This is a genomic window from Enterobacter cloacae complex sp. HYC074_NIDB, from assembly GCF_056673345.1.
This window is the reverse complement of sequence record NZ_CP114214.1, coordinates 2051006-2075990: the sequence shown is the minus strand read 5'-3', so window position 1 is coordinate 2075990 and position 24985 is coordinate 2051006. Positions and strand designations below refer to the sequence as shown.

Below are 24985 nucleotides of genomic sequence, written 5' to 3'. Positions count from 1 at the left end.
CGCCTCTCCGTTAGCCAAGCAGCTGGTGAATACGTTTTAGTCCCGCCACCAGTCTGTCGACCTCTTCCGTTGTGTTGTACATCACCAGCGATGCGCGGCACATAGCCGGTACCTGATAATACGCCATCAGCGGCATCGCGCAGTGATGCCCGGTACGTACGGCGACGCCGTAATTATCAAGGAAACTGCCCACATCATAGGCGTGATGCTTGCCGAGGTTGAAGGCTATCACCCCCAGACGGTCAGCAGGGCCATATAAGGTCAGTTCCGGGACGCTGGCCAGCTCCTGCAAGGCATAATGCATCAGCAGCTGTTCGTACTCCTGAATCGCCGCCAGCCCCGTTTCAGAGACGTAGCTAATGGCCGCGCCCAGCCCGATGATCCCGCCCGTGTTGGGCGTACCCGCCTCGAAGCGCCAGGGCGCACGGGCGTAGGTTGTGCCGTCCGTCAGGCTGACGGTGGCGATCATTGACCCGCCCCCTTCCCACGGCGGCATGGCCTGGAGAATGTCCTCTTTCACATACAATACGCCGATGCCCGTCGGGCCATACAGCTTGTGCCCGGAGAAGACGTAGAAATCGCAGTCCAGGGCCTGAACGTCAACCGCATGGTGCATCACCGCCTGGGCACCATCAATCAACACTTTCGCACCGGCCTGATGGGCTTTGTCGACGATCAGCGCCACCGGATTTTCCGTGCCCAGCACGTTTGAAACGTGGGTCACCGCCACCAGCCGCGTTCTGTCGTCCAGCAGGGCGTCCAGCTTTTCCAGCTGGAGCGTGCCGTCTTCATTCAGGGGGATCACCCGCAGTTGCGCCCCCACACGCTCACAGAGCATCTGCCAGGGCACGATGTTGGCATGGTGCTCCATCTGGGTGATGATGATGTTATCTCCCGCGTGCACCTGCGCATTGCCCCAGCTGTTAGCCACCAGGTTGATCCCTTCGGTGGTGCCGCGCACGAATACCAGCTCTTCCGGCGAACGCGCGTTGAGGAAGGCCGCAACCTGCGTGCGCACGTTTTCCATGCGCTGGGTCGCCTCGGCGCTCAGGGTGTGGATCCCACGATGTACCGCCGCATAACCGTGGCGGTAAAACTCGGCTTCCGCATCCACCACCTGATTCGGTTTTTGCGCGCTGGCCGCACTGTCGAGATAGGCCAGCGGCAGACCGTTCACTTCACGGGTCAGTACCGGAAAATCTGCCCGGACTTTCTCTACGGGAAATATCATGCTTCGCCTCCAGGCAGTCGCTGACCGATACGGGCCAGCACCTGCTGTTTAAGTCCGCCATCGGGCAGCGCTTCCGTCAGCTCAGCCGCAAAGGCGTAAATAATCATCTTTTGCGCGGCCTGCTGGTCTATCCCGCGCGAGCGCAAGTAGAACATCTGCTCATCGTCAATACGCCCGACCGTCGCGCCGTGACTGCATTTCACGTCGTCCGCATAGATTTCCAGCTGTGGTTTGGTGTCCACCTCTGCCAGACGTCCCAGCAAGAGGTTGTTGTTGGTCATCTGCCCGTCAGTTTTGATGGCGTGCTGCGCCACGTTGATCAGGCCGTTGAACACCGCACGTCCTTTGTCGCTGACGATGGTTTTGTGCAGCTGACGGCTGTTGCAGTAGCCTTTGTTATGCTCAAGCCAGGTGCGCGTGTCGCACACTTCTGACTTCACCGGCATCGCCAGGCTGTTAATACGCAACATAGTGTTTTCACCGTTCAGCTGGGTGCTGGTATTGTGGCGCAGCACCGCGCCGCCAAGCAGGAAGCTATGGCTGTACGCCGCGGCATCCTGGCCCAGCAGAATATCGTTGTGGGCGAAGTGGTGACTGAGCGGATTTTCAAACGCCAGCTTGATGTGGTGCAGTTGGGCATTGGCCGCCACGTTCATCGTCAGACGCGAACCGGTAAAATGACGGGTGTCGTTAAGGCTGACGTAATGCTCGATCACCGTCGCCTCCGCCCCTTCTGCCAGCTCAAGATGGTGGCGATAGTGGGCGGTGTTAATCTCATCACCCGCAACGCCCTGGGTGATATGCATCAGCAGCAGCGGTTTCGCCGGGCGCTGGTTACGCTTAACGCGAATATGGGTGACAGATTGTGACAGGCTCTCTGTCAGGTGCAGGAAGACTTCAGGCTGAACAGGCGCGTTCAGCGACTGACGTTCATCGTTAATGACGATATCGAACCCGCTCTCCTGCACGCTGTCGCTCAGCTCCGCACGGAACAGACCGTCGACAAACACCAGAAGCACGGCATCCACACTCAGCGCCAGCACATCGCGCTGATCGAGGCTGACCTGCGCCAGACGGGTGACAAACTCGCCGTTCAGCAGGCCATCCAGCGGGGTATATTTCCAGTTCTCATGTTTACGCGTCGGTAAACCGAGACGCAGCATCTGCTGGAGATGGTGCTGAGCCTGTTCAGAGCGCGCTCCAGCCTGCGCTTCAAACAGCCGGTGCCACTGCTGAAGTGCATTACTGCTGTTCGGTAAGCCAGCCATAACCCTGCTCCTCCAGTTGTTTAACCAGCGTAAAGTCACCGGATTTCACAATGCGTCCCTGGTAAAGCACGTGGACATAGTCCGGTTTGATGTAGTCCAGAATTCGCTGATAGTGAGTCACGATGATAAATGAGCGGTTGCCGTCACGCAGGGAGTTCACCCCGTCGGCAACGATCTTCAGGGCATCGATATCCAGCCCTGAATCGGTCTCATCGAGAATGCACAGCGCTGGCTCCAGAACCGCCATTTGCAGAATATCGTTACGTTTCTTCTCACCGCCGGAGAAACCCACGTTTACCGAGCGGGTCAGCAGATCTTCCGGCATTTTCAGCAGCTTAATCTTCTCTTCCATCAGATCCTGGAAGTCAAAGCGATCCAGCGCCTCAAGGCCGCGATACTTGCGCACCGCGTTCAGCGCGGTTTGCAGGAAGAACTGGTTGCTGACGCCCGGAATTTCCACCGGATACTGGAAGGCCATAAAGATGCCCTCGCCGGCACGCTCTTCCGGCGACATCTCCAGCAGATCTTTGCCGTTAAACTCAACGGAGCCGCTGGTAACTTCATAATCTTCGCGTCCTGCCAGCGTCGCTGAAAGCGTACTTTTCCCGGAGCCGTTTGGCCCCATGATGGCGTGAACTTCACCCGGTTTGACGTCAAAATTGAGGCCACGCAGGATCTCTTTCTCTTCCACGCTAACCTGTAAATCTTTAATGCTTAACATGTGCTTTCCTTAACCGACGCTGTGTTCAAGACTAATGGCGAGGAGTTTCTGGGCTTCAACGGCAAATTCCAGCGGCAGTTCAGAGAACACGTCCTTACAGAAGCCGTTAACGATCATTGAAATCGCATCTTCTTCACTGATCCCGCGTTGCAGGCAGTAGAAAAGCTGATCTTCACCAATACGTGACGTAGTTGCCTCATGCTCAAGCTGGGCGCTGTTATTGCGGCATTCGACATACGGGAAGGTATGCGCCCCGCAGTCCGCGCCAATCAGCATGGAGTCACACTGGGTGAAGTTACGCGCGTTGGTAGCCGTCGGCATGATTTTCACCAGCCCGCGATAGCTGTTCTGGCTGTGACCGGCAGAGATCCCTTTGGAGATGATGGTCGATTTGGTGTTTTTACCGATGTGGATCATCTTGGTGCCGGTATCGGCCTGCTGATGACCGCTGGTCAGCGCCACGGAGTAAAACTCACCGATGGAGTTGTCGCCGCGCAGAATACAGCTCGGGTATTTCCAGGTAATGGCGGAGCCGGTTTCTGACTGCGTCCAGGACATTTTGCTGTTTTCGCCTTCGCACAGCGCGCGTTTGGTGACGAAGTTCAGAATACCACCGGTGTTGCCGTCGCCCGGGAACCAGTTCTGTACCGTAGAGTACTTCACTTCCGCATCTTTATGGATGATCACCTCTACCACCGCCGCGTGCAGCTGGTAGCTGTCGCGCACAGGAGCGGAGCACCCTTCAATGTAGCTAACGTAGCTGCCTTCATCGGCCACCAGGATGGTGCGTTCAAACTGGCCGGTTTTTTCCGCGTTGATGCGGAAATAGGTCGAGAGCTCCATCGGGCAGCGCACGCCTTTCGGCACGTAGATAAAGGTACCGTCTGACGCCACCGCCGCATTCAGTGCCGCGAAGAAGTTATCGTTACTGGGTACCACGGTGCCAATGTACTTTTTCACCAGCTCCGGGTGATCGTGAATGGCTTCCCCGAAGGAGCAGAAAATAATCCCCTGCTCCGCCAGTTTTTCACGGTAGGTGGTTGCCACCGAGACGGAGTCAAAAATGGCGTCTACCGCCACCTCTTTGCCTTCGCGCACGGGCACGCCGAGCTGATTGAACGCCTCTTCCACCTCTTTACTCAGGAAGCTGTTCTCGGCACCGGTTTGCTGTACCGCACCGGGTTGCGAGGCGCAGGTATCATCACAGCTGCCGCAGGAGGGCGCAGAGTAATAGCTATAATCCTGATAGTTCAGCTTATCGTAATGCGCTTTCAGCCAGTGGGGTTCTTCCATCTCCAGCCACGCGCGGAATGCGCTCAGGCGAAACTCCAGCATCCACTCCGGCTCGTTACGTTTCGCCGAAATGGCGCGCACGACCTCTTCGTTGATGCCTTTCGCCAGTTCATCGGTTTGCAGCTGCGTGAAGAAACCCTCTTTATAGTTGAGGTGTCCGCCGCTCCAGGTGTTTACATCACTCGTTGCTTCAGTATTACGAGACATAGTACCGCCTATACCCCAAAGCTTTCGCCGCAGCCGCATTCGTTCTGGGCTTTCGGGTTATGAAATTTGAATAACTGGTTTAAACCTTCCCGAACGTAGTCGACTTCGGTTCCATCGATAAAAGGCATCGCCTGTAGTGCGACGTATAACTTTGCACCGTCGGTTTCAAAGACCAGATCGTCCTTTTCAGGTTCGGTTACGGTATCCAGCACGTAGCCAAATCCCGCGCAGCCAGTCTGCTTAACGCCTAAGCGTACGCCGAGGATGTCGGGATTTTTTGCCACCAGCTCATGAATATGCGCCGCCGCCGCGGGCGTCAGCGTTAAGCCACGCCAGGCAAAATCGGCCGGATTGAAGGTTTCTGAATGCAGTTCCATAGGTCCACCTCATCTGATAAGCCACCAGGGCATAACACCATGTTAGTGATAACGATTATCACTTCAACCCCCTGCGAGCAGGGGCTTTGGGCTAAACCGCCCTTTTTGGCTACTTTCATTAAGCATAGACCCTGTGACGGGATGCGGATGGGATGGTTAGATTTGTTCAATGCATTGATAAATAATGCATTTCATGAGAATGGCGGTAAGGCGGCGGGCAATGATAAAAATTGTATTGGAAATACCTATTTTTAAGATAGCCAAAGTACGCCCTGGCACCCTATACATTTTTTACGTATGCATCTCCCTTAAGCCAGGTTCTTTTTAATCTTTTTTGCCTTACCTGGGCGCGCATAAAGACGTTTGATGGATGAGTTAACCATTATTTATCAGTCTGATAGTGGTTAAATTCCGATCATGATTAATTACATAAACTTGTCCCTTTTCGGCGTAATGTTTCCCTTTTTAACCACTCACTCAGTAAGGGATTAAATTATGTGGAGTGCCCATAAAGCCGCAGTTTATGCTCGCCAGCATGCAGGTCAGTATAGCCAAAAAAGATGTGCAGAATTTGTTTCAAAATCCATTCGCTCCGGCGGTGCTAATCTACAGAACACATTATGTTAAAGATATGAAAAGCAATTTAATTCTGGCGATCCTGCTTCTGCCCACTCTCGCATCAGCTGCACAGAAGTTACCCCCTGAGGTATCCGCTGCCCTTCAGTTTAATAAGTGGTACATCTCGCAAATTATTATCGGGAAAGAGCCCCTGAAAAACTATGAAGCGCTGAGGCCCTATGTAACCCGTAAAACCATCAGCAAACTCAAAGACATGGATAAGCTGGATCCAGATGAATATGACGTGCCTGACGTCGATATGTTCATCAAGGCTCAGGGATATGAAGATGACTGGGGCATCGTCAGTGCGCGGGCGCTGGATTACGATGCCGCCTGTATGCAGGTTTATATCTCATTCGGCAATAAGCGGGATCACACCGTAATTGACTGCATGGTCAAGGAAGATGGCGTGTGGAAAGTTGAATCCGTGGCCAGTATGAATATTTCAGACAACCTGATGATGGAATAAACCGACGATATGACAGGGGTACTGATGCTATGCATCTTCGCGGATACCCCTGTCGTATCGCCAGAAGGCTAAAAACCCGCGCTGGCGGTTTACCGTTGGCCCCCTTAACATCAGTGATGGATCGAAACGGCGAAACCCTGTTCACGCCAGTGGTCGAGCTGCTCCTGTTGACGAGGCGTAGGCGCTTTACCGGTCCAGACGAAAATTTTTTGCCCGGGAAAGAGTTCCGGACGCGGAGAATCAATCGGCTCAGCCAGCACGTCAATATGCCAGCCCTGATAGGCAAGACGGGCAGCTTCCAGCCATAAATGCGTACGGTCGTCGCACTCCCACCCAATCAGCAGCGCATCCTTACCTGCTTTTTTTCGCGACTCACCCAGGCTTGTAACGGCAAACTCAATCAGGACACCATCGAGCAGGCTCGCCATGTGACGCACCGTATTCTGGTCCTGGTTCATTCGCTGACGCACAGGGGTGATGATGTTATCTATCAGAACATCCATCGCATGGTCGCGGCGGAACTCGCCGATTTTGGCGCGCAGTTTTGCCGGGCTGGCATAGCGCAGAACGGTTAACATCTCTTCCTGAAACGATGCCCAGTTCCCCTGAGTCATCACTTCTGTATTTTCAAGAAGCGCTTTTACTTTACCGACCGAAACACCCGTTTTCATCAGGCGTTTGATCTCTTCGATACGCAGGATATCTTCATCGTCAAACTGACGATGGCCCCCTTCGCTTCGCTGCGGCTTCAACAATCCATAACGGCGCTGCCAGGCACGCAACGTAACGGGGTTGATACCGCATCGTTCGGCCACTTCGCCGATACTGTAATAGGCCATTAACTCCCTCACGCACAATACTTCCATACCTAACCAAACCAACCTTATCAGATTGTACAAATCATTTGTATAACTAACTCCTCGTTCTGAGACAAGTGAATGGCTCAAAGAACCACTCACTCGTTAATATATTGTTGTATAAATTTAGCCGTACGTACAGGTCACTTTTAACAGTTACGTACAGGTTTTTTATAAATCGTACTTTTTCTCGGGCCAGGCAATCGCCGGAATGCCCCCCAGACGCGGGCTGGCGAAAAGGTGCCCCTGGAACTGAGAAATCCCGGCAGATTCCAGCCACATCCACTCTTCAGCCAGCTCTACGCCTACCGCACAGAACAGAATTTCCAGGGAGGCGCAGCATTTAATGATTGACTGAATGATTGCCTGACGCGGGCCGCTCTTGTGCACGTTAGCAATCAAATCACGGTTGATCTTGATTCTGTCCGGCTGGAACTGGGCCAGCAGTTGCAGACCGGCGAATCCCGCGCCAAAGTGATCGATGGCCACGCTGATCCCGGCGCTTTTAAGCTGTCTGACCGCGCTGGTGAACTCTTCGAAGCGCGAGATCGCCTCGCTCTCGGTGAACTCGACCACAATTTGCTCCGGCACAAAACCGTTCGCCTCAATTGCCGTCAGTAAAAAATCGACGGCGCCAGGAACATTGACCAGCGTCATCGGCAACAGATTAATGGACAACGTTTGAGTCTGTAGGCCCAGCGCGCTGGCCATCGACAAAGCCACCTGCTTACTCTTCAGATCCGATTCGTACAGCGCCTCACGCGACAGGTTGGCAAAGTAGCTTTCCGGGGACTCACCGGACGGCGTGCGGATCAGGGCTTCCCAGGAAACCACCTGCTGCATAAACGGATCGACGATAGGTTGAAATGCGAAACTACAGTCCGCGCCCTTTGCCACTACCGTTGGCTGGGAGGATAATGGCGTGTTTTCGGTGACAAACTCCCAGGCGTCAGCCGGAGGCAGCTCAAAGTAGTTGGCTTTTTCAGTGGCCTCAACGAAGGTGCGGAAAAATTGTAGGGCGCGATCGTTATAGGTCAGCTGATAGCGGGTTGTGCCTTTATCGAGTACCTTTTGTAGCACTTCGTCGGTGTCGTACTGACGAAGGTCAAAGAGCTCCATACCTACGTTGCCAAAACGTCTTGAAGGCCCGTGATCGCTTAATAATTCGACCACGTTGTGATGCCGTGGGTCACGGCAGATGAGCTGATAGATCTCCTTAACGTTATCAGCGGGCCCTTCAAGTAACTGAAAGAAGTGTGTGCCGTTAAACAGCAAAATCCCCGTCACATCGAACTGGCGATTTCTACAATTTGCAGCAGCGACCATGTCTTCCAGCGCTTTCACTGGAACGTCCTCGCAGATATGACTGCGGTAAATAATGGTTGTGAGCATGCTAATCCTGAAGATTGAGGGGGTGACCACGAAAACACGTGGGGAGAACTCTGTTATAGCACATTAATTACCCAATAAATAATTTACATCTCAACAATTTACATGACTTCTTTGCGCCTTTTCCGGGCTTGTACAACTCTGCAACGCCACTTCGAATTGTACAATATATTTTGTGAATTTAGCAGTAAGCTGTATACATATAACCATATGATAAATATATACTTTATCAAATATATAATAAAATATTTAAAAAATTGTACATTTTTAATGTACAGATTTGAAAATTATGTATACCTTAAATGTAACGTTACTGATTACGAAAATTTACAGGAGCGAAACATGCAGCAGAACGGACACCTCGCAGACACAGCAACAGCAATTGCGCAGTACTTCGAAAAAGCCGCGCTTCCAACCCAACAGGAAACATTGGGTCAGGTTGTTGTTGAAATCCTTAGCGACGGACGGAATCTGAATCGCAAATCGCTCTGCACAAAACTGTTAAGTCGCCTTGAAAAGGCCAATGGCCCGGAAGAGGAGCATCATTATCACATGCTTCTTGGCCTGCTCTTCGAACGTTAATGTTATGAACAGCAGTGATGCGGACAGACTGATCGACCAGCTTATTGGAGAAGCCGCTCTTTCACTTTTGAAGGAGCGCGGTCCTGTAACGACCGAGGGATTGGTTCAGCGTCTGCGTAACATGCAAGCCTGTGAGACGGATCCCCAGCGGCGGGAGACATTAGCGAGGATGATAGCTGAAATCAGCTCTGGCACGGTCGCTTTTAAAGGTCGCAGAACCGCACAAGGACGAATTCAGAGAGAGGGATCTCTCAAAAATAACCGAGACAATGTAGTGCCGTTATTTGGAAATGGAAAACCGTCCGATCCCAAAAAGATACATTGACTACAACTTTACAGCTACGGTGAGAACAAATGAGACAAAATATTCAGCTTCAACCCGAATACCACTCCGCCTTTTTAGATAGCGCGTTGTCGGAGTATTTCCGTCACGCAGGCGATCGCTTTGCTGAAGAGTCTGCCATTTTTTCGACTGCGGTTCGTTGTGTTCTTGCTTCCGAAGGTCATCTGACCAACAAAGCGATCATTCTCTGGCTGATCCAGACGCTGGAATCCACCGACGATGTCGTTAAGGCGGATGTGATCCGCAAGACGCTGGAAATTGTCGTCGGTTACACCATGGACGATCTTTAACGCCTCTCTCTTCCCATCTCTTCGGATAGCGTGTCATCGTCAATTCTGACGAACGGACTGACGATGACACGCCCTCTCTCCCCTAACGCCCTGTTAATCAAGCACGCCGAATGTGGCATGGATCCTGCTTAGTCCGCTAAGGGACTGGGCTTTCCAGTAAACATTGCTTCATTTCTTAACAGGTCTGTTATTGATGAAAAAAATCGCCAGCGTCTGCCCGTACTGCGGTGCAGGCTGCAAACTTAACCTCGTCGTTAAAAATAATCGGATTATCCGTGCCGAAGCCGCTGATGGCGTAACTAATCAGGGCACGCTTTGCCTGAAAGGGTTCTACGGCTGGGACTTTCTTAATGATACTCAGTTGCTTACCCCCCGCCTGACGCAGCCCATGATCCGCTACAGCAAAGGCGAGGCCTTTACCCCTGTTACCTGGGAAGAGGCCATTCGCTATACCGCTTACAGGCTTAAAAGCATCAAAGAACAGTACGGCCCTCGGTCCATTATGACCACGGGTTCCTCGCGGGGAACGGGCAATGAGACCAACTATGTGATGCAAAAATTTGCCCGTGCGGTGTTGAATACTAACAACGTCGACTGCTGCGCCCGCGTCTGTCACGGTCCGTCCGTTGCCGGTTTACAGGAGACCCTCGGCAACGGCGCCATGAGCAATTCCATTAACGATATTGAAAACTCAAAATGCCTGCTGGTATTCGGCTATAACTGCGCCGACTCTCACCCCATCGTCGCCCGACGCGTGCTTAAAGCACGTGAAAATGGCGCTAAAATCATTGTCTGCGATCCGCGTCATATTGAAACGGCACGCATTGCCGATCTTCATCTTCAGTTAAAAAATGGCAGTAACATGGCGCTGGTCAATGCCTTTGGCTATGTCCTGCTTGAAGAGGAACTGTACGATAAAAACTACGTTGCTCGCTTTACAGAAGGGCTTGAGGCGTACCGACTGACGGTAAAAGATTACGCACCCGAGCAGGTTGAACATCTGACGGGGATCCCCGCGCGGGATGTTCGTCAGGCAATGCGCATGTTCGCAGCGGCGCCTTCAGCAACGGTGATGTGGGGTATGGGCGTCACGCAGTTTGGTCAGGCGGTCGATGTGGTGAAAGGTCTCTCCAGCCTGGCACTGCTGACCGGCAATCTGGGCCGCCCTGCCGTCGGCGTGGGGCCGGTTCGCGGGCAAAATAACGTTCAGGGCGCCTGCGATATGGGTGTTCTGCCCAATATGTTCCCCGGCTACCAGGACGTCACTGATCCGGCGGTCAGACTGAAATTTGCCGATGCGTGGAAAATCAATGTCAACCGGATGGACGATCGCGTCGGAACGCGTATCACCGAAGTGCCGCATCTCGCGCTGGAAGGTAAGATCAAAGCGTATTACATCATGGGGGAAGATCCGCTTCAGACAGAAGCCGATCTGGGTCTGGTCCGCCGCGGCTTTGAGGCGCTCGATTTTGTGGTGGTTCAGGACATCTTTATGACCAAAACGGCAGAGCTGGCTGACGTGCTGCTCCCTGCCACCTCATGGGGAGAACACGCCGGTGTGTTCACCTGTGCCGATCGCGGCTTTCAGCGTTTCGGCAAAGCCATTGAGCCCAGCGGCAATGTCAGGCGTGACTGGGAGATCATCAGCCTGCTGGCCACGGAAATGGGCTATCCCATGCATTACGAGGATAACCAGCAGATCTGGGACGAAATGCGCGAGCTGTGCCCCCTCTTCTACGGCGTGACCTACGAAAAAATGGGCGAGATGGGTCATGTGCAGTGGCCCTGTCCAACCCTCGATCATCCCGGCACTCCCTACCTGTACAAGGATAATCAGTTCGACACCCCCACTGGCAAAGGCCAGCTATTTGCCGCCCCCTGGCGCGCCCCGGCGGAGACACCGGATGCGGATTACCCGCTGGTACTGTGCACAGTGCGCGAAGTGGGCCACTACTCCTGCCGCTCCATGACCGGGAACTGCGCCGCGCTGCAAAGCCTGGCCGACGAGCCGGGCCGGGTGCAAATTAACCCGGCCGACGCGGATGAACGGGGGATTGCCGAAGGCCAGCTGGTCTGGGTACGTTCACGCCGGGGTAAAGTGATCACCCGCGCCAGCATCAGCGAGCGCATCAATGCGGGAGCAATCTATATGACCTACCAGTGGTGGATTGGCGCCTGTAATGAGCTGACGCAGGATAATCTCGACCCGATCTCCAGAACGCCGGAAACGAAGTATTGCGCCGTGCAGCTTGAGGCAATCGAGGACCAGCGCTGGGCAGAGGACTATGCCGCATCGGCGTATCAGTCCATGAAGTCGCGGTTGATCGCTGCGGTTAACGTTTAAATGCTTGCCGGGTGGCGGCTATCGCTGCCCGGCCAGCTATCCGCTGCCGTTTCAGGCTATTTGTTGTGCATAATTATTTTCCAGGTAATCGCGAAGCAGGTTCGGCCGGCTCTTTTTCTCCATCAGCCTTCTCAACAGTACGATCAGCTCGTAATCGCTTCGCAGATTAAATTTTTGCATCATCATATATTTATGGGTAAAGACCGTTTTTTCGCTCATCTCCAGCGCCTGAGCGGTCTGCACTACCGACAGCCCTCGGTAAAAATTGACCAGAATACGAATTTGTTGCCGGGATAACCCTTTATGCTGGCAGTCGAAACAGGTCTTTTTATTCCAGGTGTAACCCGGTAATTGCGTCGTGAACCACGCAATAAACAGAACGCCGCTAATACGATCAAGCGATGCCCGGCGAGGAAGAAAAATAATGTCCTGAAAGCAGGAAGGCAGCGCCGAAAAGCGCAGCTCATCGTCGACGAGACCTATCACAATTCCTTTTTGCCGGGCCAGTAATTCCGGAAAACAGGTCAGCGTTTCCCCCTGACATAATGAAAGAACAATAATATCGGCCTGGCTGACGTTTTCATTGGTCAGCGCCAGGTGAAAAGTGATGGAGCGATGAAAGTTATGCTTAAAAAAATCTTCGAAAAAGCTCTGTAGCCCAGCCTGAAAAAACAGATCCGTTTCCTGAATCAGAATATTTAACATAGTTCACACCAACGTCTTTAAAAAAGGCTTATCACCGGCATTCAGTTGTACTGCATCGTCATCACCACAACCGCGCGGATGCTTCCCGGCGTGGCGCCCCCCGTCATGGATTTTACCGAGGCCAGCATAGCTAATGTCGCGGTTCTGTCCGCGGCAATGGTCTGGGTCATGCTGGAGCCTGTTCCTTTAAGCGCACCGGTTTGGGCATCGCGCATGGCTATCGCCACATGTGTGGCCGAACCGCTGTTCATAAAATAGTCCGCGCCCGCCTCAGGATCGGGGCTGCCGGTGAAAGCGACGGTCACACTCTGCGTTCCCGTTGGGCACTGGGTAAACAGCAGACTGAAAGGCACCGGATCCGATGTTGAGCCCGGCGTCGCCATATTGGTTGCCTGAATATTGCCCAGATTGACATCGAGATTGTTATTGCCGCCATTAAATATGCATGGCGACGCCACGATATTTCCCGTCACACCGATGTTGACGCTATCAGCGGAGCATACCTTCCCGCTGAGTAAGGCAAGTAACAGCAGTGTCCTGCATCTTATTTTCATCTTCTTACCTGCTACTGGTAGGTCAAATTCAGGGTGGCGGAGGCATTCGCTGAACCTGACTCCACGCGGGTTAACGTCTGGTAATATCGGGCCGTTAATGGCAACGTCTCTTGCCCCCCGGCAGACTGTCGCAAAAATAGTCGGCTGTTCATCGCCAGCGGTGCACCGTTATAGATTAGCTGCACCCCCACCCCTTTTGCAGTGCCGGCATTTCCCTGCCCGGTTAAGGCCATCACGCTGGTATTGGCGCTGTCCGGATTCTGTATTCCACTGAGCGAGACCGTAATATTGGTTCCGGCGGCGCAGGTTAAGCCCAGGTTTTGCGTGTTCTGTGCTCCCGCTGGCGTGGTGCCCACCACGGTGCCGAACGCCGAAGCGGGAATATCCCCTATCGGAAACGTCATCTGGGCCGTATTCACCGTGCACGCCAGGGCATTGATGTTGCCGGAGGTGAGCTGCGTGGTCAGACCGTCACGGTAGAGGCCGTCGCTTCCCTGAAGCGTCACGACGCCAATCACCCCCGGGGTTAATGCCCCCGATGAGACCGGGCCGGTCACCACCAGCTCAATCCTCCCGCCGTACCAGTCCACATAGGAGGTCTGCGCATTGTACGAGAACGTATTGCTCGGGTTTTCAAAATAGCCGTTGGAGGAAAAGCGTATCCCTATCCCGCTGACGTTCGTGTTGTAAACATGGTTGCCGTAGCTGCTCAACGTGGCGCTGTTGTAGCGCATGCTGAATCCCAGCATCAGCGGATTCGTACACCCGGTAAGATAGGAGCCTGTGGCTGACGCCGCGCCGGAAAATACCACCGTGCCGACAGGCGCATCGCGCTGCACGTTGATCGTCCCCACGGACAGGGTGGAAAGCTGTGGGATGATGGTGGTGCAGGTACCGGCACGAGCGATACTTCCCGCCGCGAGCAAACAGAGCAGCAGCATCGTGTTAAGACATTTCATGTTAGCGTTCCTGACGGCAGGTGGCGCGCATATCAGCGATCCCACCGTACATTGAGTGATTCGGCAGCGTGAAATCAGCGCGGCATTGCTGGCTGGATTGACTTCCCCATGTGGCGACTAACGTTCCCTGCTCGCGCATCCCGGTTAAATAGACCTGACCGCGGTCGCCGACAATAAAACTGCCGCTGTCATCACCCACAAGGGTGACCACCGCCCCAAACGGAACGGCGCGGTCGTTATCGGTCAAGGTCATCAGCACCCGGCGACCTGACTTCGGCAGATAATCGGCTCTCACCACCGCTCCCCGCGTCGGCGTCACCGTGCGGGTGTTGATCTCCAGCTCGACATCGTCCGGCATCGTTTCCGGGTCGAGGGTGAGATCGTTTTTCCGGTAGACAGAAAGGTTGCTCACGACCGTATATCCGCGAAAATCTGTCCGTACACCGGGCTGATTGCGGATATCCACGTAGTAGGCGCCTGGGGCTTTGATTAAGACGCTGGTCTCCCCCAGCGGCTGGGAAAGCGTGATGCCATCAGCATGGGCGAGAATGCCGCCTTGCAGCCCGTAATTCAGGCGTTCACTGTTTTTGTCATAACCATAACCTGCCGTGACTTCGCCATAGGTGCCTTTATAGTCCGCGTTCACGTTGCCGGTATTCCCCACGCCCTCTGTGCCATATCCCTGCTGGACGTTCCAGCTCAGGGCACGGTTCTCGAGTGCCACCCCGTTCAGGCCGACGTTATACGTCGTCCCGTTATTGCTGCTGGCGTTCATGCCATAGTTAGCCCATGTCTGCGGCAAAAATTTATCCAGCGGAATGCTGACGTTGAACGACAGAAGCTGGTCGTGGTCAGCGTTTTTTTGGCTTTTGCGGTTTTCTGACGCTGAGCGGACATTTTTGCTGTAGGTCCATGTCAGGCCATAGCTGATGTTGTGCCAGTAGTTGCTATAGCCGACGCTCCACGAAGCCATCGACTTACCGTAATTCCAGTAATCTTCCCGCGCCGCACTGAGGGTAAGCGCGCCCAGGTTGTCCCCCAGCGTCTGGCTCATCGTCAGCTCGGCACGGTTACGTCGCCTGTCCTGAAGCGCGCTGCTGTCTCCGTACGAACCGAGGACGTCCTGCATCCCGTAATAGCCGCGGGTCGAGTAGCGATACCCGGCAATCGAAAAGTTGGTCCCGGTAGTGATAAAATTCTTGCTGTATCTGGCCCGCCACGACTGACCGCTTGTTTTCGCGGTATGCTCCGGCATTGACCAGCTCTGGGTGACGTCTGCGGATACTGCCCCGAGATCGCCCATGTTCTTGCCCATCCCCAGAGCCACCGACTGGTACTTATCTGCCCCCTGGACGCCGCTATAGAGCGTGATCCCGTGAGGGAGGCCGTAAATTCCGGTCAGTTGCCCGAAGGGGGTTTACTCCACGCTACGGTTATACGAGCGATATTGCCCGGCGGTAAGGGCATATTTCAGTCGCCCCTCCCGTTGCAGGACCGGCAGCGAAGCGTACGGCAGGGTGAAATGTTGCTCACTGCCATCGGCTTCGACGATCGTGACATCAAGATCGCCCGCGCCGCCGGTGGGATACATATCCGCGATCTCAAACGCGCCCGGCGCCACGTAGCTTTGGTAGATTTGATAGCCATTCTGACGCACCACGACCTGCGCGTTAGTTCGCGCAATACCGCGCACCACCGGCGCATAGCCTTTCAGGGAATCCGGCAGCATATCGTCGTCGGACGCCAGCTGGACGCCGCGAAACGGCATGCTGTCAAAGACATCGGCAGGCGCGGAACTGTCTCCGAGCGTAAGCTGGGCTTGCAGGGGAATAATCGCGCGCTGCATCAAGGTGTAGACGTTGTCCCACTTATCCTGGCCGGACGCATCGCGGGACCAGGTGGTGTAGTTGCGTAACCGCCAGGGACCGACGTTGATCCCCGGCCGCAGGTTTGCATACTGGCTGTCGCTGCGGGTGCCTGCCCCGCTTCTTGCCCGGCTGTTTGCCCCGCTCAGGCTGTAGTTGAGCATGGCCGCGGTAATGCCTTCATCCCACATATCCGGCGGAACATAACCTCTCGCTGGCAGGTCTATGGCCGCCTGTGGGATGCTGATCGCCAGGCGCTGGGCGCCAAACTGGAAATCCGCGCTGGCCTGTGGAATCGCCCTGAGATCGGCGCATTCTCCTTCCGCGGCGTCGAGCTGCGGGAAAAGCGCCGTTTTCACGCCCCACGCTTTTAACTGCCCGAGACTCAGGCACGGCTGCAACGTTTCACTGCCGTTAGCATCCTTCACTGCCATGAAACGAATATCCCGCGTTTCCAGCAGCCGATCGTCAAGAATAATATCAACATGGTATGTCCCGGGCGCCTGCGAGCCGGATTCGAAGGCAGATAAATCCGCTTTCCCCATTCCGGGATTATCCAGCTCTACCAGTTCCGTATTAAACGTCTCACTGGCATACAGTGTGGGAGAGACACCAGCAAGCGCGAGGGCAATAAATATTGCCAGGCGCGCAGGCTGCATTGTATTCAATGCCGTTGTCATGACGAGCACCTGATTAACGCGTAAGGATCACAAACTAGCCCGGTGTAATTCACCAGGGCTGCCATAATCGTTAATGACTTTAAACGTCAGCGTATTGCCACTGGTTCCATTCGGTAACGGGAAACGGGCTGTGCCCGAAGGCATCACATACGTGACATCGTCAAGTTTCTTATTACCCAACGTAATTTCATTGAAATTGATAACGTACGGCGTTGGATTATTAACCAGATGGGTATTTCCCGCACGACGCCAGGTTAATTTATTGGCCTGCTCCTCGGGGGTAGACGCACGAAGAGCCTCTGGTCGATAAATTAATTTGATGCGCGTTTTGACGGCAATTTGCAGCGAGTTCATCTGCTTAGAGGCTGACGGAATAGCTTTGATGTTCAGCCAGAATAAACTCTCCTGCCCTTGAGGCAGAGAGCCTGTCATGACAATACGCTCGAGGTTTTTTTGTCCGCCGTCCAGCCGATACAGCGGAGGAGTAATAATAAAAGGCGCTTTACCCGATTGTTCATCCTGAACATCTATCCACGACTGAATTAAATAAGGACCGTTATCAGGATTCGTAATATTTATTGACGCTTCTTTTTTAGCCCCATCAAAAATAACACGGGTGCCGCCAATAATTACTCCTGCACTGGCGGATGTTAACGTCAGCGGTAACAGCGCCATAACCAGGCCCGTTGTGGTGATAAAACGCATTTTTTTACCTCATAAAACAAGGGGCCAGGCGGCCCCCTGCTAATTACTGCCATTGACTTAGTTGTACACCACAGAGAAGTTCGCGACCGAGTTAGCCGGGCCCGCGGTAACGGATGCCGCGGTGGAAATATACTGCGCGTAGAAGCTCAACGTATTATCAGCCGTACTGCTGAGTGCGTAGGTATAGCTGTTGCTGCCGTGCAGCGGCAGATCGGCTTTATCTGCCGTCATCAGGTTAATCGCCACCCCGGTAGCCGCTCCCGCCACGGACGTATCAATCGCCAGCAGGCTGGCGTTGGTTAAATCCGGCGTGCCATCAAAACGGACTTTTGCATTGGTGACCGTTACCGGACAGTTTTTCAAAATAATATTAAACTGCGTCGCAGCCGTTCTCGCCCCGGTTGTCGGGAATTCCGTTTTATAATAATCGCCCAATACCACCACCTGATTCTGGGATGCCACATCAACGTCGCAGGCAGAATCCAGAATATTTCCGTTAAAATTAACGGTACCGGCCGCTGCCAATGCATTGGTCATAGTGAGTACAGAACCTGCCGCTAACATTGCCATCATCAATTTTTTATTCATAATTTTATACCCCGTATTACTCTATTTATTACCGACATTCAGTTGCAGAAATTAAACCCCTTCCGACGAGTCAAAATTTATACAACTCCTTTTCCGCATACAATCAATTTTGAGGTCTAGCTGTAGACCCTCTTTTAACAAATAAAAAACATATTCACTCGGGAATAGCTTAAGAATAATGTCCACAGTCTACTTTTAGACCTGAACAAAAAAAGTTGCAATTTCAATTAATTAACACTTAAAAAAAGATAAGTCTATAATTAGACTCGCTGCTAACATTCCCTGACCTGCTGTTTTTTAAGATAATTCTTTATGCTGATCAAAAAATGATCGCATCAGTCAGTGAGGTCTCAAATGAATACCCGATTCGCGCCTGAGTCAGAAATTGATAAATCAACAGTGCTCGGCGCTAAGCCTTTTAAGCACATTGAAAAAATAATCGATAATGTTTTGCCGCATGCGGAGAGAGGCATTATTGCCAGAGGAGAAATTATCCATTATTGCTCCGGCGATACCCGTCAATGCTTTTTACTGTTGCATGGCAGCGTGGCGTTGCACCGTCGCGGGGACGGTATCGTCTTAAATTCTGAATCTGCGCCATTTATACTCGGCGTGAGCAGCCAGTTATCGTCTGAGCACCTGTACGTCAGAGCGCTGGAAACCTCAGAGGTGGCCAGCGTTTCGCTGGCGCGTTTCAATCATGTTGTCGCACAACAGAATTTATGGGAGCACTTCTCAAACCTGCTGATCTATACCGCATCGCGCGTTTACGAACATTGCGCCCAGATATCGCAAATGTCGGCTTATGACATTATCCGCTTTCAGCTGGTTGAGTTGATGCAGGAGCCTGAAGCCATTAGACAAAACATTACCGCCGCAGCCTATATCAAAAACCGCACCTATCTTTCACGCAGCGGCATTATGCGGATCCTCGCGGAGTTGCGGACGGGGAAATACATCACCATGGAGCGTGGCGTTCTAGTAGAGATCCATCACTTACCCCGTAAATACTGAGGCTGTATTTATCTCTGGAGAAGGTGGAAAAGAAGAGCGACACTATAGAGAGTACAGTCTCTTTCCAGGTTAACGCTATGTCTTCTGACAAACCATCGCATCGCGGATCTCCCTATGCTCAGGAACTGATTTCTCATTTACAGCCGCACTGCACCACGCATAAAACCGATCCCGGCGAGCAACTTAATCTCCAGGTAAACGGGCAGAGCATGTGTTATTTAATTCTTGACGGCACGGTCGCCATATACAGAAGAAGCGACGACATGATGCTTTCGACGGCGCGCAGTCCCGCCCTGTTTGGCCTCGGTAACCTGACGGACATCTATTTTACCGACTACCTTCGAACGGTAACGCCTTGCCTGATTGGTGTGCTCACGACCGATCGGGTGGCTGAAATTATCAAAGAGAAGGCGCTGTGGGGGCTGCTTTCTAATCATCTGATGTTTGTCTATAACCGGCTTTATCACAACGTCATGCCGAAAGGCGCGCCAACCGCGTACGAGATGATTCGCCAGCAGCTCGTGCTGCTGATGCAGGAAGATGACAGCTACCGACGTAGCGTGACGGCGGAAAGGTATATCAGGGATAAAACCCAGCTTTCCCGCAGCGGCGTAATGCGGATCCTGGCTGACCTGAAAACGGGCGGGTTCATCGAAATGGAAGAAGGCCGGCTGATTAAAATTAATAAACTGCCTGCCAGATACTGACTGTCAGACACAAAAAAGGCCGCGCTTGCGGCCTTTTCTTCACTGCTTAATGGACGTGAACGCCCAACCGCCAGGCAAAGTAGATCTCTTCTTTCAGTTCGTTTGAAGAGAGCGCCAGCAAATCCGTAAATTCCAGCTCAAGCTGTTTCAGCTTTTTCAGGTACTGCGCTGGAGACAGATTGCTTTTATCGCGACGTAAATATTCAATTGCCAGCTGTGTTGGGGTTATTTCAGTATCCATGATGTCCTCGCTTATGTTCAAAACGTGACCAGTATATCACAATCAGGCGGCTAATTTTTGACCAAAAGCAAGACATCCGGAAACTTTACACAACGGCCGTCGTCAGCCTTGATGAACAACACAGGCGATCCTGCTCGTCCAGGATATCAATCTGCCACACCTGATGGCGGCTTCCAGCATGCAGCGCCCGGCAGACGCCGCGCACGCGCCCGCTGCGAACGGAGCGGATGTGGTTGGCATTGACCTCCAGACCCACCACCTTCTGCTCTCCTTCCGTACACAGGTAGCCCGCCACCGATCCCAGCGTTTCGGCCAGCACGACGGACGCGCCGCCGTGTAACAGGCCAAACGGTTGATGAGTACGGCAGTCTACCGGCATCGTCGCTTCCAGTTCGTTGTCGCCAATGCGCGTGAACTGGATGTCCAGCAAACCGACCATGTTCTCCGCGCCCATGGCATTTAAGCCCTCCAGCGTGACCGCACGTTTCCAGATCATCCGATAATCTCCAGTAAAGCCTGCAATGGATGGCGGACGCCGTTACCTTCTACCCGTTTCACCTGGCTGCGGCAGGAGTAGCCCGTCGCCAGACAGCGGTTGCGTGGCAGGCGCTGCATCGCCTGATGCCATGACAGCTCGTAAATGCCGAGCGAATTAGCGTGGTTTTTGACTTCATGGCCGTAGGTTCCGGCCATACCGCAGCAGCCCACGTTGACGCTTTCCAGCTTCGCGCCAAACCGGGAGAAGATAGAAGCCCACTGGGCAGGCGCCGTCGGCAGCGCCGTCACTTCGGTGCAGTGCCCAAACAGGTACCAGGATTCTCCGCTGACCTCCTGAGGGGGCGTTTGCGTCAGCACCGCAGGCAGCCACTCGTGTACCAGTAAGACCTGAAAATCACCGCGCTTATCGCCGAGCGTCTGCTTATATTCGTCCCGGTAACAGAGCACCAGCGCCGGATCGACGCCCACCATCGGCATGCCGAGCTGCGCCACGCGATTCAGAAAATCTGAAGTTTTCTGCGCGGTTTTCGCAAAGCGGGTGAGGAAGCCTTTAATGTGCTGCGCCTTGCCGTTCGGCGAGAACGGCAGCACCACCGGCTGGTAGCCGATTTTCTCGGCCAGTCGGACAAAATCGGCCACCACCTGCGCATCGTAATAGCTGGTAAACGGATCCTGCACCACCAGCACCACCTTCGCTTTCTGCTCAGGGCTTAATGCTTCCAGTTGTTCCAGGGTCATATTCGCCGAGCGGTGCCCCACCAGCCGACGCTGGAGCGATGGCACCGACAGCAGCGGCAGATCCACCATGCCGATATGTTTTTCAGACAGTTTTCGCACCAGTGGCTGGTTGATAAAGAAGTTAAAGGTTTTTGGCGCACGGGCCATCAGCGGCGCGTAACTCTCCACCGTCGCTACCAGATGATCGCGCATCGGGCGCAGATAACGCGTGTGGTACAGCTGGAGGAAGCGGGAACGGAATTCCGGTACGTCAATTTTAATTGGGCACTGGGTTGAACACGCCTTACACGCCAGGCAGCCGGACATCGCCTCTTTCACCTCATGCGAGAAATCGTATTCGCCTTTGTTCGCATGCCAGCTGTTGCGGGTGCGTTCGATAAGCCCGCGCAGGCTCGCGCGTTTTTCCGGCAGCTCCTGTTCCAGCTTGAGCGGGTCAACGCCGCGGTCGGCCAGCAGGCGCAGCCATTCGCGCACCAGCGTGGCACGCCCTTTTGGGGAGTGGATGCGGTTGCTGGTGATTTTCATCGACGGACACATCGGGCTTTTCACATCGAAGTTAAAGCACAGCCCGTTGCCGTTACACTCCATCGCGCCGCGCCAGGAAGCGCGTACCGCAATCGGAATTTGGCGGTCATAGGTGCCGCGCTTAACGGCATCCACCTGCAACATCGGCGCATCAACGCCCTCCGGCGGGCAGATTTTTCCCGGATTGAGGCGGTTATCAGGATCGAACGCGGCCTTCACCTTACGCAGCTCGGCGTAGAGCTGTTCGCCAAAAAAGGCCGGGCTGTACTCGGCGCGGAACCCCTTGCCGTGCTCGCCCCACAGCAAACCGCCGTATTTGGCCGTGAGGGCCACGACCTCGTCGGAGATCGCCTTCATCAGGATCTCCTGCTGCGGATCGCACATGTCCAGCGCCGGGCGCACGTGCAGCACGCCCGCGTCAACGTGCCCGAACATGCCATAGCTCAGACCATGGCTGTCGAGCAGCGCGCGAAACTCCACGATATAATCCGCCAGATGTTCCGGCGGCACGCAGGTATCTTCCGCAAACGGAATCGGCTTCGCCGCCCCTTTCGCGTTGCCGAGCAGCCCCACTGCCTTTTTACGCATCGCGTAGATTCGCTCGATGCCGGAGAGATCGTTACACAGCTGCCAGCCAATGACGCCGCCTTCCCCCTGCGCAATCAGCTCGTCCAGACGCTGGCAGAGCGTGTTTACCTGGCTCTCAATCAGCTCTGCGTCATCCCCGGCGAACTCGACGATGTTCAGGCCGAGCATCTCTTTATCCGGCACGTCGGTAATCAGTTCGCTCACCGAATGCCAGACAATATCCTCCCGGGCCAGGTTCAGGACTTTTGAATCGACGGTTTCCACCGACAGCGCCCGCGCCTCCACCATAAACGGTGCATTACGCAGCGCGGAGTCAAAGGAGTTGTATTTGACGTTCACCAGACGGCGCACCTTTGGCAACCGGGTGATATCCAGACGCGCTTCGGTGATGAAGGCCAGCGTCCCTTCTGACCCGGTCAGTACGCGGGTAAGATCAAACTGGCTCATATCGTCATTGAAGACATGTCGCAGATCGTAGCCCGTCAGGAAGCGGTTTAGCTTCGGGAATTTGTCAAGGATCAGCTCGCGATTTTCGCGGCAGCGCTCCAGCACGGTGCGATAAATCCGTCCGCTGGTGGTGCTCTCTGCTGCCAGCGTTTCGGCCAGTTCGATCGGCATCGGTTGGGTATCGAGGATATCGCCCCCCAGCAGCACCGCCCGCACACCCATAACGTGGTCGGAGGTTTTGCCGTAGACCAGCGAGCCCTGCCCCGAGGCATCGGTGTTGATCATCCCGCCAATGGTCGCGCGGTTACTGGTGGAGAGCTCCGGCGCAAAAAAATAGCCGTAAGGTTTCAAAAACTGATTCAACTGATCTTTGATCACCCCCGCTTCCACACGCACCCACCCCTCTTCCGGGTTGATCTCAATGATGCGGTTCATATAGCGGGACATATCAATGATGATGCCCTGGTTCAGCGCCTGCCCATTGGTACCCGTCCCGCCGCCACGCGGGGTGAAGACCAGGGAGCTGAAACGCTCCTGCGATGCCAGACGGGCGATGAGCGCCACATCGGCGGTAGAGCGCGGGAAAACGACGGCATCGGGAAGAAGCTGGTAAATACTGTTATCGGTCGCCATCGTCAGCCTGTCGGCATAATCGGTAGCGGTGTCACCTGTAAAACCCTGTTGCTCCAGTGCCTGCAAAAAATTAAGCACCAGCTGAACGACGCCCGGTGCCTGAGAAATCTGTGGGATCATTGCTGTCGACCCTAATGAGAATAGTGTGAAATCGTTTGCGTTGTGTCTGGAAAGTTTTATCACATTTTTTTCTTATGTGCTTCGTAGAATTACGGGCAAAATCCGCCTGTCAAAAATCGCTGAAATCACTAATGATTAGAGAGATGCGGTTTATATTCCCATCAGCCTTGCTGGTGTTCATTTAAGGAAAGTTTCGTTTATGGTCAATCTTCGTCAGCCCAGGGATGTCGCGCAGATACTGCTGTCGGTGCTGTTCTTAGCCATTATGATTATTGCGTGTCTGTGGATCGTTCGTCCTTTCGTGCTCGGATTTGCCTGGGCCGCGACCGTCGTCGTCGCCACCTGGCCTTTACTCTTGCGTTTGCAGAAACTGCTGTTTGGTCGCCGCGGCCTGGCCGTGCTGGTGATGACGCTGCTGTTGTTCCTGCTGTTTATTATTCCCATTGCACTACTGGTTAACAGCCTGGTTGACAGTAGCGGCCCGGTTATTCGCGCGGTCACCAGCGGTGATATGACGCTGCCGGATCTCGCGTGGCTGAACAGTATTCCTGTTGTGGGCGCAAAACTGTACAGCGGCTGGCACAGCCTGCTGGAGATGGGCGGTAGCGCCCTGATGGCCAAAGTGCGTCCGTACATCGGCACAACCACCACCTGGTTTGTGGGGCAGGCTGCGCACATTGGTCGCTTCATGATGCATTGTACGTTGATGCTGGTCTTCAGCGCCCTGCTGTACTGGCGCGGCGAGCAGGTTGCGCTGGGGGTACGTCATTTCGCCACCCGACTGGCAGGTAAACGCGGCGATGCGGCCGTGCTGCTGGCAGCCCAGGCCGTCCGCGCGGTGGCGCTCGGTGTGGTGGTCACAGCGCTGGTGCAGGCTGTACTTGGCGGAATCGGGCTGGCGATTTCCGGCGTACCTTATGCCACCATTTTCACCGTCGTCATGCTGATGACCTGTCTGGCGCAGCTCGGTCCGCTGCTGGTGCTGGTTCCCTGCATTATCTGGCTTTACTGGACGGGGGATACGACCTGGGGCACGGTGCTGCTGGTCTGGAGTTGCGTGGTGGGCACCATGGATAACGTGATCCGTCCCCTCCTCATCCGCATGGGCGCTGACCTGCCGCTGATTCTGATCCTGTCCGGGGTAATCGGAGGGTTAATTGCCTTCGGCATGATTGGCCTGTTCATCGGTCCGGTTCTGCTAGCGGTGACCTGGCGTCTCTTCTCCGCCTGGGTGCATGAAGTACCGCCGCCGGGAACCGATCCAGACGTCATCTTAAGCGAACTTGAAGAGCTGGAAGATAAGAACGCGCAGTAAGAACGGATGCCGGGTGGCGCTAACGCTTACCCGGCCTACACTCTCCACAGCAATACTTAAACGTTGCTAAACTATTTATTCTCTGCACACTGGTCAGACCCGCCTTTTCCTGCC

23 protein-coding genes and 1 pseudogene are annotated in these 24985 nt (G+C 54.2%); 8 read left to right on the top strand and 16 right to left on the bottom strand.

The window, feature by feature from the left end; genetic code table 11:
* Positions 1–10: 10 nt before the first annotated feature.
* From sufS to sufA, 5 genes are read right to left on the bottom strand one after another with little or no spacing between them, the layout of a single operon-like run.
* The gene (gene sufS / locus O1724_RS10260; protein WP_126296617.1) at positions 11–1231 is read right to left on the bottom strand and encodes a cysteine desulfurase SufS; all 1221 of its coding nucleotides are present in this window, start codon (positions 1229–1231) and stop codon (positions 11–13) included.
* On the bottom strand, positions 1228–2499 hold the full coding sequence (gene sufD, locus O1724_RS10255) for a Fe-S cluster assembly protein SufD (protein WP_126296618.1): 1272 nt from the start codon (positions 2497–2499) through the stop codon (positions 1228–1230). The genes sufS and sufD overlap by 4 nt, the downstream gene beginning before the upstream one ends.
* Complete coding sequence (sufC, locus tag O1724_RS10250) at positions 2474–3220, bottom strand: Fe-S cluster assembly ATPase SufC (protein WP_003857736.1); 747 nt, start codon at positions 3218–3220, stop codon at positions 2474–2476. The genes sufD and sufC overlap by 26 nt, the downstream gene beginning before the upstream one ends.
* Positions 3221–3229: 9 nt before the next feature.
* Positions 3230–4720 carry a Fe-S cluster assembly protein SufB gene (gene sufB / locus O1724_RS10245; RefSeq protein ID WP_003857739.1) on the bottom strand — a complete coding sequence of 497 codons (1491 nt, stop codon included), beginning with the start codon at positions 4718–4720 and terminating at the stop codon, positions 3230–3232.
* A gap of 8 nt (positions 4721–4728) precedes the next feature.
* Complete coding sequence (gene sufA / locus O1724_RS10240; RefSeq protein ID WP_003857741.1) at positions 4729–5097, bottom strand: Fe-S cluster assembly scaffold SufA; 369 nt, start codon at positions 5095–5097, stop codon at positions 4729–4731.
* A 631-nt stretch (positions 5098–5728) separates the two neighbouring features.
* On the opposite strand from sufA, the gene O1724_RS10235 reads away from it, so the two are divergent.
* A complete protein-coding gene (locus O1724_RS10235) occupies positions 5729–6184 on the top strand; it encodes a DUF3828 domain-containing protein (protein WP_104468937.1) in 456 nt (151 codons plus the stop codon).
* A 110-nt stretch (positions 6185–6294) separates the two neighbouring features.
* On the opposite strand, the gene O1724_RS10230 is transcribed toward O1724_RS10235, so the two are convergent.
* Entirely contained in the window at positions 6295–7023 is a 729-nt protein-coding gene (locus tag O1724_RS10230; RefSeq protein WP_045342730.1) for a MerR family transcriptional regulator, read from the bottom strand.
* Between the two features lie 189 nt (positions 7024–7212).
* A complete protein-coding gene (locus O1724_RS10225; RefSeq protein WP_003857746.1) occupies positions 7213–8433 on the bottom strand; it encodes a diguanylate phosphodiesterase in 1221 nt (406 codons plus the stop codon).
* Between the two features lie 339 nt (positions 8434–8772).
* Here O1724_RS10225 and ycgZ point away from each other — a divergent pair, with 339 nt between their 5' ends.
* The 4 genes from ycgZ to fdhF all read left to right on the top strand — a co-directional run bounded on the left by ycgZ (position 8773) and on the right by fdhF (position 11989).
* Positions 8773–9012, top strand: coding sequence for a regulatory protein YcgZ (ycgZ, locus tag O1724_RS10220; protein ID WP_003857747.1), 240 nt, complete (start codon positions 8773–8775; stop codon positions 9010–9012).
* A 4-nt stretch (positions 9013–9016) separates the two neighbouring features.
* Entirely contained in the window at positions 9017–9337 is a 321-nt protein-coding gene (locus O1724_RS10215; protein WP_126296619.1) for a hypothetical protein, read from the top strand.
* Between the two features lie 29 nt (positions 9338–9366).
* Positions 9367–9645: a biofilm/acid-resistance regulator YmgB/AriR gene (locus tag O1724_RS10210; RefSeq protein WP_003857748.1), complete on the top strand. Its 279-nt coding sequence runs from the start codon at positions 9367–9369 to the stop codon at positions 9643–9645.
* Between the two features lie 193 nt (positions 9646–9838).
* Positions 9839–11989, top strand: coding sequence for a formate dehydrogenase subunit alpha (gene fdhF, locus O1724_RS10205; protein ID WP_058673108.1), 2151 nt, complete (start codon positions 9839–9841; stop codon positions 11987–11989).
* Positions 11990–12040: 51 nt separating this feature from the next.
* On the opposite strand, the gene O1724_RS10200 is transcribed toward fdhF, so the two are convergent.
* The 6 genes and pseudogenes from O1724_RS10200 to O1724_RS10175 form a co-directional block, all read right to left on the bottom strand.
* Positions 12041–12694 carry a helix-turn-helix transcriptional regulator gene (locus O1724_RS10200; protein WP_023324523.1) on the bottom strand — a complete coding sequence of 218 codons (654 nt, stop codon included), beginning with the start codon at positions 12692–12694 and terminating at the stop codon, positions 12041–12043.
* A 41-nt stretch (positions 12695–12735) separates the two neighbouring features.
* On the bottom strand, positions 12736–13248 hold the full coding sequence (locus tag O1724_RS10195) for a fimbrial protein (protein ID WP_022650916.1): 513 nt from the start codon (positions 13246–13248) through the stop codon (positions 12736–12738).
* 11 nt (positions 13249–13259) lie between these two features.
* Complete coding sequence (locus O1724_RS10190; RefSeq protein ID WP_126296620.1) at positions 13260–14207, bottom strand: fimbrial protein; 948 nt, start codon at positions 14205–14207, stop codon at positions 13260–13262.
* Between the two features lies 1 nt (position 14208).
* A pseudogene (locus O1724_RS10185) lies at positions 14209–16752 on the bottom strand (fimbria/pilus outer membrane usher protein).
* A 27-nt stretch (positions 16753–16779) separates the two neighbouring features.
* On the bottom strand, positions 16780–17457 hold the full coding sequence (locus O1724_RS10180) for a fimbrial biogenesis chaperone (protein WP_126296622.1): 678 nt from the start codon (positions 17455–17457) through the stop codon (positions 16780–16782).
* A gap of 57 nt (positions 17458–17514) precedes the next feature.
* On the bottom strand, positions 17515–18045 hold the full coding sequence (locus tag O1724_RS10175; RefSeq protein ID WP_022650915.1) for a fimbrial protein: 531 nt from the start codon (positions 18043–18045) through the stop codon (positions 17515–17517).
* 354 nt (positions 18046–18399) lie between these two features.
* Between O1724_RS10175 and O1724_RS10170 the strand changes: the two genes are divergently transcribed.
* Both O1724_RS10170 and O1724_RS10165 read left to right on the top strand, forming a co-directional pair.
* Positions 18400–19059, top strand: coding sequence for a winged helix-turn-helix transcriptional regulator (locus O1724_RS10170; RefSeq protein ID WP_126296623.1), 660 nt, complete (start codon positions 18400–18402; stop codon positions 19057–19059).
* A 77-nt stretch (positions 19060–19136) separates the two neighbouring features.
* On the top strand, positions 19137–19766 hold the full coding sequence (locus O1724_RS10165) for a helix-turn-helix domain-containing protein (RefSeq protein WP_126296624.1): 630 nt from the start codon (positions 19137–19139) through the stop codon (positions 19764–19766).
* Between the two features lie 46 nt (positions 19767–19812).
* On the opposite strand, the gene O1724_RS10160 is transcribed toward O1724_RS10165, so the two are convergent.
* The 3 genes from O1724_RS10160 to ydiJ all read right to left on the bottom strand — a co-directional run bounded on the left by O1724_RS10160 (position 19813) and on the right by ydiJ (position 23556).
* Positions 19813–20007 (bottom strand): YdiH family protein, encoded by a 195-nt coding sequence (locus O1724_RS10160; protein WP_003857766.1) that lies wholly within the window; start codon positions 20005–20007, stop codon positions 19813–19815.
* Positions 20008–20092: 85 nt separating this feature from the next.
* Complete coding sequence (gene menI / locus O1724_RS10155; RefSeq protein ID WP_045336604.1) at positions 20093–20503, bottom strand: 1,4-dihydroxy-2-naphthoyl-CoA hydrolase; 411 nt, start codon at positions 20501–20503, stop codon at positions 20093–20095.
* Positions 20500–23556 (bottom strand): D-2-hydroxyglutarate dehydrogenase YdiJ, encoded by a 3057-nt coding sequence (ydiJ, locus tag O1724_RS10150; protein WP_045342737.1) that lies wholly within the window; start codon positions 23554–23556, stop codon positions 20500–20502. The genes menI and ydiJ overlap by 4 nt, the downstream gene beginning before the upstream one ends.
* A 199-nt stretch (positions 23557–23755) precedes the next feature.
* On the opposite strand from ydiJ, the gene ydiK reads away from it, so the two are divergent.
* Positions 23756–24871, top strand: a complete 1116-nt coding sequence (gene ydiK / locus O1724_RS10145) for an AI-2E family transporter YdiK (protein ID WP_015570721.1) — start codon at positions 23756–23758, stop codon at positions 24869–24871.
* The last annotated feature ends 114 nt before the right edge of the window (positions 24872–24985 follow it).

Coding starts and splice junctions, on each gene's coding strand:
- O1724_RS10165 (WP_126296624.1), top strand. CDS start 19,137: ATGTCTTCTGACAAACCATCGCATCGCGGATCTCCCTATGCTCAGGAA.
- fdhF (WP_058673108.1), top strand. CDS start 9,839: ATGAAAAAAATCGCCAGCGTCTGCCCGTACTGCGGTGCAGGCTGCAAA.
- ydiK (WP_015570721.1), top strand. CDS start 23,756: ATGGTCAATCTTCGTCAGCCCAGGGATGTCGCGCAGATACTGCTGTCG.
- O1724_RS10230 (WP_045342730.1), bottom strand. CDS start 7,023: ATGGCCTATTACAGTATCGGCGAAGTGGCCGAACGATGCGGTATCAAC.
- sufD (WP_126296618.1), bottom strand. CDS start 2,499: ATGGCTGGCTTACCGAACAGCAGTAATGCACTTCAGCAGTGGCACCGG.
- sufS (WP_126296617.1), bottom strand. CDS start 1,231: ATGATATTTCCCGTAGAGAAAGTCCGGGCAGATTTTCCGGTACTGACC.
- O1724_RS10160 (WP_003857766.1), bottom strand. CDS start 20,007: ATGGATACTGAAATAACCCCAACACAGCTGGCAATTGAATATTTACGT.
- sufB (WP_003857739.1), bottom strand. CDS start 4,720: ATGTCTCGTAATACTGAAGCAACGAGTGATGTAAACACCTGGAGCGGC.
- sufC (WP_003857736.1), bottom strand. CDS start 3,220: ATGTTAAGCATTAAAGATTTACAGGTTAGCGTGGAAGAGAAAGAGATC.
- O1724_RS10175 (WP_022650915.1), bottom strand. CDS start 18,045: ATGAATAAAAAATTGATGATGGCAATGTTAGCGGCAGGTTCTGTACTC.
- O1724_RS10200 (WP_023324523.1), bottom strand. CDS start 12,694: ATGTTAAATATTCTGATTCAGGAAACGGATCTGTTTTTTCAGGCTGGG.
- O1724_RS10190 (WP_126296620.1), bottom strand. CDS start 14,207: ATGAAATGTCTTAACACGATGCTGCTGCTCTGTTTGCTCGCGGCGGGA.
- O1724_RS10210 (WP_003857748.1), top strand. CDS start 9,367: ATGAGACAAAATATTCAGCTTCAACCCGAATACCACTCCGCCTTTTTA.
- ycgZ (WP_003857747.1), top strand. CDS start 8,773: ATGCAGCAGAACGGACACCTCGCAGACACAGCAACAGCAATTGCGCAG.
- sufA (WP_003857741.1), bottom strand. CDS start 5,097: ATGGAACTGCATTCAGAAACCTTCAATCCGGCCGATTTTGCCTGGCGT.
- O1724_RS10195 (WP_022650916.1), bottom strand. CDS start 13,248: ATGAAAATAAGATGCAGGACACTGCTGTTACTTGCCTTACTCAGCGGG.
- O1724_RS10225 (WP_003857746.1), bottom strand. CDS start 8,433: ATGCTCACAACCATTATTTACCGCAGTCATATCTGCGAGGACGTTCCA.
- menI (WP_045336604.1), bottom strand. CDS start 20,503: ATGATCTGGAAACGTGCGGTCACGCTGGAGGGCTTAAATGCCATGGGC.
- O1724_RS10180 (WP_126296622.1), bottom strand. CDS start 17,457: ATGCGTTTTATCACCACAACGGGCCTGGTTATGGCGCTGTTACCGCTG.
- ydiJ (WP_045342737.1), bottom strand. CDS start 23,556: ATGATCCCACAGATTTCTCAGGCACCGGGCGTCGTTCAGCTGGTGCTT.
- O1724_RS10170 (WP_126296623.1), top strand. CDS start 18,400: ATGAATACCCGATTCGCGCCTGAGTCAGAAATTGATAAATCAACAGTG.
- O1724_RS10215 (WP_126296619.1), top strand. CDS start 9,017: ATGAACAGCAGTGATGCGGACAGACTGATCGACCAGCTTATTGGAGAA.
- O1724_RS10235 (WP_104468937.1), top strand. CDS start 5,729: ATGAAAAGCAATTTAATTCTGGCGATCCTGCTTCTGCCCACTCTCGCA.